Origin of the sequence: Aestuariimicrobium sp. T2.26MG-19.2B, from assembly GCF_950101875.1 — a bacterium.
Taxonomy (GTDB): domain Bacteria; phylum Actinomycetota; class Actinomycetes; order Propionibacteriales; family Propionibacteriaceae; genus Aestuariimicrobium; species Aestuariimicrobium kwangyangense.
In genome coordinates, this window is record NZ_CATNLW010000003.1 from 57,093 (window position 1) to 70,376 (window position 13,284).

Annotated in this window: 11 protein-coding genes; 2 read left to right on the forward strand and 9 right to left on the reverse strand. The window is 63.5% G+C overall.

Annotated features, from left to right (window positions below):
* Nucleotides 1-216 precede the first annotated feature (216 nt).
* The 7 genes from QQZ11_RS13705 to QQZ11_RS13515 form a co-directional block, all read right to left on the reverse strand.
* On the reverse strand, nt 217-2,661 hold the full coding sequence (locus QQZ11_RS13705; RefSeq protein WP_446698874.1) for a glycoside hydrolase family 38 N-terminal domain-containing protein: 2,445 nt from the start codon (nt 2,659-2,661) through the stop codon (nt 217-219).
* 328 nt (nt 2,662-2,989) lie between these two features.
* Entirely contained in the window at nt 2,990-4,021 is a 1,032-nt protein-coding gene (locus tag QQZ11_RS13490) for a hypothetical protein (RefSeq protein ID WP_284550842.1), read from the reverse strand.
* Nucleotides 4,018-4,197 carry a hypothetical protein gene (locus QQZ11_RS13495; RefSeq protein ID WP_284550843.1) on the reverse strand — a complete coding sequence of 60 codons (180 nt, stop codon included), beginning with the start codon at nt 4,195-4,197 and terminating at the stop codon, nt 4,018-4,020. Before QQZ11_RS13495 ends, QQZ11_RS13490 begins: the two co-directional genes overlap by 4 nt.
* Before the next feature lie 267 nt (nt 4,198-4,464).
* Nucleotides 4,465-4,887 (reverse strand): DUF4913 domain-containing protein, encoded by a 423-nt coding sequence (locus QQZ11_RS13500; protein ID WP_284550844.1) that lies wholly within the window; start codon nt 4,885-4,887, stop codon nt 4,465-4,467.
* Nucleotides 4,884-5,924 carry a hypothetical protein gene (locus tag QQZ11_RS13505; protein ID WP_284550845.1) on the reverse strand — a complete coding sequence of 347 codons (1,041 nt, stop codon included), beginning with the start codon at nt 5,922-5,924 and terminating at the stop codon, nt 4,884-4,886. The genes QQZ11_RS13500 and QQZ11_RS13505 overlap by 4 nt, the downstream gene beginning before the upstream one ends.
* Nucleotides 5,925-5,959: 35 nt before the next feature.
* The gene (locus QQZ11_RS13510; protein ID WP_284550853.1) at nt 5,960-7,528 is read right to left on the reverse strand and encodes a relaxase/mobilization nuclease domain-containing protein; all 1,569 of its coding nucleotides are present in this window, start codon (nt 7,526-7,528) and stop codon (nt 5,960-5,962) included.
* The gene (locus QQZ11_RS13515) at nt 7,525-7,857 is read right to left on the reverse strand and encodes a MobC family plasmid mobilization relaxosome protein (protein ID WP_284550846.1); all 333 of its coding nucleotides are present in this window, start codon (nt 7,855-7,857) and stop codon (nt 7,525-7,527) included. Before QQZ11_RS13515 ends, QQZ11_RS13510 begins: the two co-directional genes overlap by 4 nt.
* Before the next feature lie 298 nt (nt 7,858-8,155).
* Here QQZ11_RS13515 and QQZ11_RS13520 point away from each other — a divergent pair, with 298 nt between their 5' ends.
* A complete protein-coding gene (locus QQZ11_RS13520) occupies nt 8,156-8,440 on the forward strand; it encodes a hypothetical protein (protein ID WP_284550847.1) in 285 nt (94 codons plus the stop codon).
* An 862-nt stretch (nt 8,441-9,302) separates the two neighbouring features.
* Here QQZ11_RS13520 and QQZ11_RS13525 read toward each other — a convergent pair.
* Entirely contained in the window at nt 9,303-9,524 is a 222-nt protein-coding gene (locus QQZ11_RS13525) for a hypothetical protein (protein WP_284550848.1), read from the reverse strand.
* Nucleotides 9,525-9,632: 108 nt separating this feature from the next.
* Here QQZ11_RS13525 and QQZ11_RS13530 point away from each other — a divergent pair, with 108 nt between their 5' ends.
* Nucleotides 9,633-10,139: a sigma-70 family RNA polymerase sigma factor gene (locus QQZ11_RS13530; RefSeq protein ID WP_284550849.1), complete on the forward strand. Its 507-nt coding sequence runs from the start codon at nt 9,633-9,635 to the stop codon at nt 10,137-10,139.
* 578 nt (nt 10,140-10,717) lie between these two features.
* Here QQZ11_RS13530 and QQZ11_RS13535 read toward each other — a convergent pair.
* Nucleotides 10,718-11,710 carry a matrixin family metalloprotease gene (locus tag QQZ11_RS13535; protein WP_284550850.1) on the reverse strand — a complete coding sequence of 331 codons (993 nt, stop codon included), beginning with the start codon at nt 11,708-11,710 and terminating at the stop codon, nt 10,718-10,720.
* Nucleotides 11,711-13,284: the final 1,574 nt, after the last annotated feature.

The following is a 13,284-nucleotide window of genomic DNA, read 5'->3' on the forward strand; positions in this document are numbered from 1 at the left end:
GCTAAAATATCCGTGCCGTTTAGACTCAGGTCGTCCCATCTCTTAATCAAGTCTGCCAAGCTCGGGACATCAATCATGAACCGGATGGCATGGGACAGAGACAATTGCTCCACCTGGCAGACCCAGAACTGGGTGCCCATATCACATGGCCCTAATAACAGCAACTGTCTGCTGGACCTCGAGCGCCATCCTTCAATCGAGACTTGGGCCAACAGGTCAGGCATCGCGCGCACCACCTTCCACTAGCGGGACATCGAAGATGTCGCCCGCCGAAAACTCCACGCACTCAAAGTTGCGTGGGGCGGCTCCTGCGCCACCGCCAAACTCGAACAGTCGGGCGACTATCATGTCATCGTCGCCTACGCGGAGAGACGAGCAGGCTACACCGCGAGGAATCGGCTCCAGAGGAGCGTACCTGGTCGGCCTACCCGGGGCCCACCGATCGACCCAATGAACCATTGGGTGCCGGGATCGCTCATAGACCGACCAGCGGTCGAGGAAAGTCCCCGAATCCGCAACTATCGTATACTCGATGGTGTGATTGCCGATATCCGCCAAGGGATCAGGAAAGACCGCACCACGAACAGCCAAGTGAGTCACCATATCAGCGCTAACGTGAAACGCGTGGGAGCCTGATGCCCCTAACAGCAGCCCTGCCCCGGCAGTTTCTAGGTCTATGAAAGCGCGAGCCACTACCACCTTTGGAAGTTCACCCACACGAAGTGGATGCAGATCGACACCGAATGGCGCGTCAGCGCGTAGGAGCGAGGTTCCAGACGTCGTCAATTTCCACAAAAAGCCAAGAAGCGTCCTCCTCTCGAACCAACGGAGATAAGCAGTCACTCGGAAGCATCCCGCCTGATCGCCCGGCCGAATCGTCAGCGTCACGGTGCTGTGCCCCCAGGACCAAGTCTGACTCAATCCCACTGGGGTTGACACCGACCGATCTAAAACCCACGGATCCAACTCCGACGACTCCCAATTGTACCCAAGTTCCCAAGCGTCCGAATAACCCGTTCTATCATCGAAACTGACGGGCGTTGGGAGCATCGCGGCTAGTGCCCCCATGAAGACCGCTGATGGTTCCGAGTTGCATTCGAGAGCACTCGGCGAGTCATCGAGACGGATACACGCCGACATTGCGCCTACCGAATCTGGCCCGTGTGATTGTACTGACGAGTAGTTTAGGGTCCACCTGCGCATCACCCCAGAAGTATGCCTCCGTTGCCTCTTAACCGCAGTGAAGATTGAACTAAGAATGCGATCTATCCTCAAGAGGGAGCGATAGGCTCTCTGCTGCACTGGGCCTGAGCAGGACCCTCCTACGAGATCGTGCGTACAGACGTCGGCCAGTTGACGCCAGAGTGACTGCAGACGGCGGTGATGGTGGTGGTTGGGGTAGCCCATATGCTGTTTGAATAGCAAGACCTTTTCACACGTCAGCAAGCGATCTTCGACACCTTGCAGCAAGCGTTTATACCGCGCTTGAGTGACCCACGTCCCCTGGTGGTAGCCCAGTTCAAGGGGCCCTCGGTGTACCGAGTGTGTCGACCAGTCCGCTGCCTCGAATAGGAGGCTGGGACTAGTCCAGTGCACTGTAACCGGACCCGCTTCCCCAGCCGATTTCCAAGAAGCAAGCTGGGTGAGCGTGGGACCAGACCCCCCTGAGCTGCCCAACGGCTGGAACAACCGCCCGCCAAGACCACCCGCGTAACGGATTAGCTTGGCTGGGTCAAGGATCCCGTTGTAGGCGTCCTCGCCCAAGGATGCGATCGCCCTAACCTCCACTCCATTCGCACTTTGCCATGCGAAGCGATGGTGCGGGAACGCAGGATCAGAAGAGTGAAGTTTGCCGGTATAGAACGAACTACAACCTGCCAAGCGCAGCATCTGTGGCATCTGTTGCGGGAATCCAAAGCTGTCGGGCAACCATGCGAGTGTAGACACGGGAAGCTCCATGGCGACCGCGGTGTCACGGTGCAAGGCGAGTGCTCGCATCGTGGTCTCTCCGTGGAGCTGTAGAACATCTGGCTCGTTGTAGAGCCCGTTTGCAAACTCTATTCGTCCGATCCTGATCAGGTCACGCACCATTTCATAAAGGTCGGGCGATTTGGCCGCCAGTATGGAGAGTTCCCAAGCGGAGGCGAGCACCCAAGTGATCTGCGGATAGCGGTGCATCAGCGCTGGAACCCATCCGTGGTGGGCGGGGACCAGTCGTTCAGTGACGGATCTCGGCCACAGCCACTCCGCATCAATATGACTGTACCCCGTGACGTCTACTCGGAGGGCTTCGTATTGCGGAATAGCCTGCAATGCGTGGGCGGCCCTGGCAACGGATACGGCCGGGCGCTTACCGTCTGAGCTTGCCCAAGATTCCGTCATGTGGCTCACTGGGCTGTCAAAGAGCAATCGGCCTAGTGCTTCGTCGTGTGCAGCATAGTGCAAGTACGCTCGGGCTTCACGCGGCCAGTCGATATGCGCCAGCGAGTCAGCAAGCATGTCTTGCAGGGCACCCCCTGAGTTGGGCGCGTGACGTACCACTTCCAGAGAGGCCGAGAACAACCACTGCACCTTCCGCCAAAAGCTATCAACATCGACATCTATGATCCGAACGAGGCCCGCCATCACGGTAGGCGGGCGAGCCGTTCCATGGGCGTCCATTGGGAGGAGAGCATAGTTGCCTTGGACCTGCTCGCCAGATCCAAGCGTCAGTGGAACGAGGCAAGGGGCATCTGCGAGAGCCAAGCCCGAGCTGGTCCCATCCGGTCCCGCTAGATGGGCAACGCCATAACCGCGAGGTCGAAGTTCCAATACAGGCGTTCCGAGCCGCCTGTCGAATGCTGGCAGGGGGAAAGAAGAGAATCTACCCTCACTCCAGTCGGTCGCCTTTGACGCCGTTGATGAATCGGTGGACACTTGAAGAGGGAGCCGCAGGATGTCCCTGGCAGCATAGAGTTCTAGCAATCGCCTGGTTATGAACAGTTCTCGCCTATTGGGCCGATGTACCGCCACGGGCGCCCCTTTGAAGCAATTCTGCAATCGAGGCACCTATCGGAAGGCCTGTATTCTTCTCGATGTAGGCCCATTGGCCGTTGGGATTCAATTCCAGAAAATGGTACTGCCCGTCGTCGTCTACAATTAGGTCAATAGCCGAGAAGTTCAATCCAAGCTTGTTTGTCAAGGCTACGCACTTCTTTGCGACCTCCTCCGGCAACGACCACGGTTCGATCACCACTCCTGCTCCGGAATAGTGGCCGAAGCGGCTATCCCGGATTCGGGTAGCCCCTCCGACATGGTGATGACCAAGTGCCTCGCTTGGGGCTGATCGAACTGACGCCGCAAAGCAATGAGGACCGACGATCGTGACGCGGATATCCTCCGCGACGGCAACCGTTTCTTGGAAGATGGACGGGGCCAGCTCAAGGCCCTGGAGATCTAGTCCTGCCGGTTCCGTGATCTCATGCGTCAAGAGCACCATCTGGCGGCCGTCGACTCGAGGGTGCTTCTGAGAAAGGGGCTTCACCACGGCGCGTGGATACCGGGCCAAGAATTCTCGAGCATCGAGCGGACTGCTGGTGATGACGGTGGCGAGTGTCTTAAGTCCAACCGTCGCAGCAAGCTGCAATTGAAGAAACTTGTTCGATGCGCGACTTATGGCATAATAGTCCGACACCCAAGTGGCAGACTGTAGCTGGGAGTAGAGCGTGACCGTTAGTTGCGTTAGGGCGCTCGCAGAGTACTCGAAGTACTCTTGGGGAACAGGAATCGACATGTGACGAAAGCGCTGAGGCTTTCTAAACCACACGCCGGTTATGTCGAGCGCCGTTAGGTCGGTCTCCTGGAGCGATAGAGTGTTCCGCTCCGCCAAGTGTTGAAAGGTAAGGCTGGATCCGGAGATGATTGCGCCTGGATCAACTAGAAGATATTCACTTTCGAGATGGTTGGTCACGAATGGTATGTGGCCGTCCCTTTCGTCTGAGATGACCAAGACCACTCTATCCATGCAGGCGAAGTCCGTCACCAGTCGTCCATGCCGCCGCTGGCGTCATCCAAGCTGCATCCACTGTCGAGCGAGAGGATGCAGTAAAGGATGTCGTCGTCGGTCACGGTTGGGGAGGTTGCCATAGCGTCAATGCCGAAGGGACGCAAGGGCGACTCCGCGGGGGGGATCTGCTCGCACTGGGTGTCGATGGGCATGATTCATCCGTTCTGTCAAAGTTGCTGATTCTAGGTGTTCATGGTAGGTGCTCGCTGTGCGGGCGTCAATGCTATTCTGGGGTGCCCGGAGGCCGGGTCAAGTCCTACAGTCGCCGGCCGAGCTCGCCTGGTGCCCCCAGACCGATCCCGCCGAACGGGTCGTCCAGGTCGCCCTGACCCGGTCCTTCAGCGACTATCAGCCCTAGGCGTCTCAGCTAGCTCAACTGAGCCTTGGCCGCACCGGAGGGCTGCGGATTGAGGGCTCCCTTAGATGTAGATGGAGAGGTTCACCACAGCCGGCGGTGCCTGGAGCGGGTCGGCTTGTTTGTGGTCGCCGTTCTTGCAGGCGGCGAAGGGTCCGTCGGTGCCGGTGAGGGTGCCCCAGTGGTGGGTGAAGTGGTCCCGCCACCACACCGACGCCCCCAGGAGTCCGTCGTTGCGGAGGTGTTCCCACGCGCGCCACAGCGCCTCGATCCGGTTCACGGCTTCGGGGTGCAGCCACCACCTGGGGCACCACCGGTACTTCAGCTCCCCCAGGGGCGGGCGCCAATTGGGCAGCATCCACTCTCTCAACCACTGATCTGCCGACTCATACATCAACGCCGGCGCGGCCCCCTCCCCCGCCGTGGCGGCCGGCGGAGCGGGTTCGGGGTCTGCGTCGGGTAGTTGGGGGTCGTCGAGGAAGCTCATCGGCTTCTCCCCCGCTTCCGCTGCTGCGTGGGCCTGGCCGAGGTGGGCTGGCTATTGCGGCGGCCGCGGTGGCTTTGCGCTGCCGCCTCATCGGCCGGGGTGTACGCCGGGGCCGCCTTCCGGGCCACCCGGTCAGCCTCCTCGGCGTCAGCCTCGGTCACGGTGGCCACCACCACCTGTTCGTGGACGGCGTCCTCCGAGCCGTGCAGGTCGGTGTCGGCCATCGCCTGCTCGCGGCGGGCCTGTTCGCGCAACTGCTCCACCCGCGGATCATCGGGATCCAACCCGTCAGCTTCGGAGTGATGCTCGCCGGAGGCACGCTCGTTCTCCCGGCTTTGCGCAGCCAGGTCGCCGGCCTCGTCGACCAGGCCGCTGGTCCTGCGGGCCAGCTCGTCGTCGAACGCGGCCTTCACATCCAACCCGAACCGCTGCCGGGTCTCGGACTCGATCCGCTGCGCCACCGTCTCAGCCATCGGGTCCAGACCCAACGTCACCCGCGCATGCCCGTAGGCGTCGACCCAGTCGGCCTGGGTCGCGTTCTCCCGCCACCAGTCGTCGGCCACCACCCGGTAGTGCGGGCGATGCTCCGCCACGAGCTTCGGCACGTCCAACACCTCAGCCTCACGGCCGACGTGCTCCTCGCGCAGCGTGGAACTCCGCTTCCGCCACAGATCGTGCGCCTCACGCAGGTTCACCCCGAACCGTTCCCAATACTGCTGCTCGATCCGGTTCGCCGCATGCACAGCCATCGGGTCGACGTCCCGCATCCCCCGCGCCGTGGCGTAAGCGTCGGCCCACTCCGCTGGGGTGGCCTGGTCTTCCCAATCGGCCCAACCGACCCGCCGGTAGACGTCCTGCTGGCCGCGGACCCACTCCTTGAACTGGGCCTCATCGGCCCGACCGGCGGACATCGCCTGATCCCGGCCCTGACGTTCCTGCTCGGCGCGGCGACGCTGCGCCACCTCCATGACACGCGCCACCGCCGCCACCGTCGCCCGGATCGCGCGTTCGGCCTCGGCAGTCAGTTCCTCACTCATCACACTCCCCTCCCCTGCAGTGCGGCCTGTGGGGGTCAGCGGCTCGGGCCGCCTCGTGAGCGTTCGTCATGGTGATCCCTCCTGGTGATGTCCGGGTCAGCCGTCTGCTGACCCGTCGGCGGGTGCATCGGCGCCGGGGCAGTGATCGGCGCGAACGCCGCCTGCTCCTGCACCTGCCCGGCTGCCCGGAGATCGTCCTCCGACAACAGACCCAGCTCGCCGCGCAGCACCACCGATGTGGCGTCCAATCTGCGCTGCACCTCATGGCGAACTCGTTGTGCCGCGACCCGTTCCCGGGCCGCCTCATGCGCATCCGCGATCGCGCGACTCATCCGCCCCAGCTGGTCGATCACAGCCAACCAGCCAGCCAGGTCATGCCGGCCCGCGGCCGCCATCATGTTCCTGGCCGCGATCGCGATGTTGTCCCTCGGGGTGATGCTCGGCTTCGGGTCCGCGTACTGATGCTGCGACCAGCGCGCCAACTCCCGCGCCGCCCGAGCCAACCGGCCAGGCGTGGACTCCAACCCCGTACTGGCGATCCCCACCAGCCCCGCCAGATCACTGGCCCGTCGTCGGTCCTCCCGGGCCGTGCGCTGCTCACTGCGCCACCGGGCCTGCTCCTGCCGCAACACCGCGACCGTCTGCCCCGCCCAATCCTCCGGGCTGGCAGCCCCCACCGTGGACGCACCCCCAACCCACGCCGAGGCGTCGCTCTTCGGCCACCCCTCCGAGGCGCGCAGCTTCGGCAAACTCAGATCCGTCGCCAACCATTTCGCGGGCCCATACCAACGACCCGACCCGCCCTCGAGCCGCACCGAATAGCCCACCACCCCCCTACGTCCGCCGGTCTCGAACCGAGCCCTGGCCTCAACCCCCACCCGACGCAGGGTGCGCACGAACTCCGCCTCATCGATCGACGCCTTCGCAGCCCCCCGCACCAACCTCTCCAACCGGACCGTCTCCGGCTCCCCCACCGTCACCCCACGGCGGGCGTCGGCCTGGGTGAAGCCCGGCATCCCCCGATGCTGGCGACGATCAGCCAACCGCTCGAGCTGGTGCTCGACCTCCAACTCGCGGCAAGCGGCCGCGTTGCGGGCGAAGTCGTTGCTCAGCGACAACCACGCACCATCGGCCTGCACCCGGTTGATCACCAAGTGGATGTGGTCGTTGCCGGCCTTCGACATGCCGTGATGGATGGCGGTCCACCGGCACCCAGCTGCACCCATCTTCGCGACATAGTCCTCAGCGATCCGCTGCCACGTCTCGAACGGCAACGAGCCCTCGTCGTCGCGGATCGCCAACGCCACATGAACCACGTGAGGACCGTGCGGGTTGTCACGCTTCGTCACCCCGACCGCCCGACCGTTCCAGCCCGACCGATCCACCTCCAACGTGGTCGCCAGATGCTCATCCAGATGGGCCGTCAACGATGCCAGGTCGGCACCCCGCCACGGCTCCCCCGCATACTGTCGACGCCACCCCTCCACCACATGATCCGACCCGGCCACCACCTGCGGGTTGGTGTGCTCGTTCGACCGTCCCGGCCCCACCAGATAGCCCAGCAGGTTCCGAGTATCAGAACCCTTCATGATCTTCCCGATCATTCCGGCCACGCCGCCTCGATGATGCGCCGGATCTCGACCTGCGTGGCCTCCAGCTCCGCCAACGCTGACCGCATCCGCTCCAGGTCAGCCTGGCCGTCGATGTTCGCGCCGTGTGCGAGCTGGTTGATGTTGGTGGCGATCCCCGACAGCTGACGGTTCGCCGCATACAGATCAGCCGACAACCCCTGCGCCTGCAGGGCAGCCACACGACCGAACACCGCCCCGTTCGTCTCCACCGCCGCAGTGAACACCCGCGGCACCGAGCAACGCATCGCCAACGCCAACGACGACACCTCGAGGTACTCAGCCTCCGAGAGGCGGATCTTCACTTCCCTGGTCCTGGCACCGGTCGACACATTCGGGCGACGACCAGCACGCCTGCGGCCAACCGGCTGCTCAGCATCCACTCTCGTCACTCCCCTTCGCCCAGTGCAACGACCCGCCCTGCGGGACCGCCTCCACCCACCCCAGTGTGCGCCCACGGCCGCGGTCGAGGCAACCATCAGGGAGCAGTTATGGGCCCTAACACATAACTTGCTCCACCCACGGGGTGGAACCATGCCCGCTTACACTGGCCTGGCAGGGCGCGATCACCACGGCGCGCACCAACCACCGGGAGGGATCACCATGGGCATCGCAGAGGAAGCCGCCATCTACCTCGAGGCCGAGCAAGCAAAGCGCCTCGAAGTCATCCGCCAGCTCGAACCGTTCGTGGCCATCCGCGCCGAACTCGAGCAGCGCATGGCCCAAGTCGACGCCGACCAACGCCAAGCATGGGACGCCGCGATCGCCAGTGGCTGGACCGCCGACCAACTCCACCGCCTCCGCCTCGACGAACCCACCCCCACCAAGCCCGCGAACCGGCGACGCCCCAAGCCTCGCCGACGACCCACCACCGACCGGGACCACTGACAAACAACCGGGCCTGACGGCCCACCACCGACCAGGACCACTGACAAACAACCGGGCCTGACGGCCCAGAATCCGACGCCTTCGGCGCTGCCTGATTGTGGCGGGGCTGCCTAGCACACCGCTTCTCTCCACCCGGGCTGAGGGCTCCGGTCTCAGCGCCCGGACGTCGGCGCTCCTTCGTCGCTGATTTCCTCGTCCGCGCCCAGAGACCTCCACCCTCCAAGACGCCCGCGCGGAGCCTCGAAGAACCGGCGCGCTCCACGGCAGACAAGCGGCAGGCTGATCACCTGCCGCCGGCGCAAGCGCCCCGCCCGTCGGCCTCGCTACTGGACGCCTTGCGCCACAGCGTCGACCACCCTCATTTCATGGGTGGTCGGCGCTGCCGGGTGACCTACCCGTCCGAGTGTCGGAGTTTTGCGGCAAGATCTTCGCCATGCCTGATCGTCCAGCCCCTCGCCAAATCGATACTTGGGAACGTGCAGAACAAAACGCGGCCGAATGGATGCGGTACCGGGGCATCCTTGATGCCTAAGTAACGACGAACGGGGCCGACAGAGGAATCGACGTCACCTCACGTGACGCCCTCGCTCAGGTCAAGTTCGAAGCCCACCAAGTAGGCACGACTGCCCCACAACGCCCGATCTGGAGCGCCGCACAGACCACCACAAACTGCTCATCTTCTTCTCGGGCGTGGGGTACTCCAACCCAGCCATGGAGTACGCCCATGCCATGAAACATCCCCCGCAGCAGCAACCCTTCTCCCATCCCACCCAACAATCCCCCGCGCCCAACCCAAGGTGAAGCGGCCCTGCAGCCGCGAACCCGAGCTCTCTAGGTACGACGTGATGGCACCTGATGCCCGTCAACTACCAAGCCAATCCGTGCTGCTGCGAGCTTCTTCGCCGGTGCCGTCGAAGCCGTCCGGCAAGCCCAGCACCAGATCCCGAACACCATCGGACTCCACAACTTCCCCGCCGGCCACCTGATTACCGCCTGGCGATGCTGGTAGAAAGAGGCCACAAGAAGGGATGGCGTCAATGCCGTACCCGGCAACCGGCGTCACCACCATCATGTTGGCTACCATCACCCACCTCGGCCACGAGACGCGGCCGCTGGGTCACATTGCTGGCGAATCGCCGTTCACATATTCAGGGTTGCGCAACGTCTACCTTGATGAAGGAGGTAGCCACGCATGGAGGAACTGCTCGAGGAGATCCTCGCCGAAGACGGTGCGGCTCTGACGCGACTCGCGTGGGGGCTGACAGGCTCGGCCGACCAAGCTCGCGACCTGGTCCAAGACTCCTTGGTGAGGGTTGCCTCGCAATGGCGAAAGGTCGCCAGCGCAGACAATCGATCCGCATACGTGCGCGCCGTGCTGCTCAATGTGTGGCGGGACCAGCGTCGCCGCAAAACCGTCGCAACGTCACCCCTCGAGCATGACCCGACTTCGAAAACTGAGCCGGCGGAAGATCGGCTCGTGGACAGACACGTCCTCATCAAGGCGATGACGAGCCTCTCCCCACAGCAACGGAACGTTGTGATCCTGCGGTTCCTCGACGACCAGTCTGTTCACTCGACTGCGTACATCCTGGGGTGCAGCGACGACACCGTCAGAACCCAAAGCCACCGGGCACTCCGCATCCTTCGTGAGCATCCGCAACTGCATCGCTACATCCCGAATCTGGAGGTCCCAGAATGAGCGAGCCGACCCTGAGAAGCCTGGTGCCGGACGTCGAACCCGTCGACAAGCAGGAAATACTGCATCGCGCCCGATCAAGAGCCGCGCGTCGGCGAGTGCTGGCGGCCGTCTCTGTTGCTGCGGTCGCGGTGGTTGCCGTGGGCGGGGCTATCACCCTGCAGCGGCAACCCGATGCCGTGCCAGCCGAAACCCCCAGCTCCCAACCACCTTCCAATGAGAGTTGCCCGTCCTCAAGGCCGCGAACCTCCAGCGCCAGCATGCAGCCAGCGTCCAGTCCACACTTCTACTGGGGCGGCGTGTTGTACGTCGACGCGGGTGTGAGACCGAAGCCAGGCAGCGCCCGCTTCACTGTGAGATGCGCGGTCTACGACGCGCCGCGAGGGCAGGAATGGGTGACCCCATGGCCAAATGCAGCCGCAGCGGGTTTCACCGAGGGCACGACGGTCTATCGCGCAGCTGGTCGCGCAGATGACTGCCTCCTCCTCGCTCAACCCGCCGGTGGTGGGGAGATGATGGCGTTCAAGCCGAGTGACCCCGCCCCGGGCTGCTGAAGCCGGGGACGGGGCATCCCCGTCACATCACGTGTAGAGGATGTTGAACCCGTTGAGGTCGCCGGAGCGCTTGGTTCGACGATCTGAGCCAGCACCCGTGTTGAAAGACGCGTACATGATCTGGTCGGTATCCGCCACGTGATCCAGCCCCCAGTTATGGAGGATCTCGTGAACAGCCAGGCTCATGAAGTCAACCCTGCCGGCCGGCACAGGGAGAGATGTTGACATGTGCCACGAGGTAGCGTTGTCGATGCGAATATCTGCTTCAACGATGTTGTTTCCAGAGACCCAGTAACCCGCTAGACCAAGCAGGGTTCCCGATAGGTCCTCGTAGCCGATGACGGAGTATCCGTCGTGAGTCTTCGCGTCGCGGGTTGTGTTGCCCAGCCTGCTGAACTTCGGGGTAGAGGTGGCACCGGTGCCGCAGCTGGAAGAATCCGCGATTGCGTTCGCGAAGCTGGCGTCGAGCAGGCTGTACGCGTTGGACGCTGGCTGTCCGCTGGTGTTGTGCCACCAGTTGTAACCAGCTGACGGCCAGACACCCAGGCCACCGTTAAGTGCGTACTTCCAAGCGTAGGAGCTGCTGGATCCGCACCCACTAAGCACGGTGTCCTCAGATGCTGGGGACAAATCGTGGGCATGTGCGCTGCCGACCAGCTGCACGCGAGGGGCCGCCGCTGGATGGCCGATCAGACGACCCGCGACGAGAGCGGCGACGTGCCCATCCGTGGACGTGGAGATGGCATAGGACGTGCCGTGGTCATCGAGGCTCTCCGCGAACATCACGGCCATGTCGCCCGGTGCTGGGACATCGACCACGAAGAAGTCCGAGAGCACGGAGAGGCGAACTTGTTTGCCGCTGAGCGGACAACTGGCGGTGGCTGCATCGTTGAGTTGGGCGGGGGTGAGTACGGCTGGTGTCTCACAGACGTCCGCGCTGGCAGGGGTGGAGCCCAGGCCCACTAGGACCAATGACGTGACGGCTGCTGCGATTGCGGTGCGTGCGATTCGGGATTTCATCCTGGCTCTCCTTTGAGCTAGCGCGCTGGATTGCTGCGTTACGGTGAATTTACCCCAGCCTAGGTAGATTAAGTGTGGGAACGTTCTCCGCGGTGGTCGGCTCACCAGCGAATTTGACCGTCACAGATCCGCGAAGCCCACACCCGGGCTGGATAAAGGTGCTGGTAGCGAAGGCGCCGCTGTTCAGCAGGGCGTACCGGACACTTCTGACCTTTTGGGGGGTAGGACACTACCCTCTAGCGGGTGGTGGAGTAGCCGGAAGGGTAGGGGATAGCGTCCCCGCGTCGTCATTGCGGTTCTTCGGTCGTGCCGGAGCACCCTGAAGCCGGCGGCCGCATTCCCGAAGGGCGCGGCCGTCATGCCCCTCAAACGTGAGTGAGAATTCTAGTCAACGAGCCGTAGGCGCGGCTTGGCACAGAGTGGGGGGAGCCCCGCGTAGCGGGCTGCTGGCAAGACGCCGCAGCTGTCCCGTTCTCATCGTCACCGGTGAGACTCCTCACCACACTCGAGGCGTCCTCCTGTCCCTCCATCTCGTCGGCCTGGGAGATGTCGAACACGCTCACCGGGAAAAAGATCCGGCGGCGCCCCTCCACCACCTCCCCCACTCTGGCTGTCCTCATCGTCGTCGTCACCGGTGGGCTTCACGGTGCCGGTCCCAAGGATCCGGATCCCCACTCGCCCTTGCGGACCTGGCGGCCCTTCGCCCGCAACGCCTCCACGCTGTCGGCGAGCTGGGCGTGCAACGCCTCCATCTCAACCCTCCGCTGCTCCGGGCTGCGACCCTTACCGCCCCCGACACTGTTCCGCTTTCCCATGATCCCTCCAACGTGAGTGGACCGACCCACCGGTGCCACCCGGCCGTCCCGCCCGTTCTTTTTGCCCTTCTGGGCGAGGAGGAACTGGACCGGCGTGAAAGCGGTAGAGCGCAACCCGTGCACCCCGGGACCGGAGGAAGTTTTCGACAGCGAAGCGGCCGCAGGCTCGAAAAGTTCCGAGGACCGCAAGGGGCGCGAAGCGACGGGTTGCGTGGAACCGCGCGCCGGTCAAGATGGGACCGCCAGAAGGGCAAATCCAGAAACCTTCGCTCGGTCAGCGGCTGGTCGAAGTCGTAGAACTCGGCGACGGAGAACCGCCTCGACGCCACAAAACGGTCTCCGGGTCGTGAGCCGAGCGTCTCAGTGTTCTCCCTGGATCCGATCAATAGGGATGCTCCGCGCTGACGAACTCTTCCCGTCAACAAGGGGGAACCGGGCATGCGAATTCGCCAAAGAGACTATTGACCAGTTCCAGTGGCTCGTATTTAGTGTCGTCATCGGCGGACCCACCCCCGGTTCTGCACAGAGTCCATGGAGGTCGGTATGCGGAGGAAGATCGCGCTCCTGTGTGGCGCCTTGACTGTTGCATTGGCGCTGGCGTCTGGGGCTACGGCGGTGGCTGATCCTGCAGATGACTTGGCGGCCGCTCAGGCGAGGAAGCTGGCCCAGGTCGAGGCCGAGGGCGGCTACCAGCCAGCCCCACCGTCGCCAGATGACCCGGAAGTGATCTGGAGCAACGCGTTGGGTTCCTGCTACGAG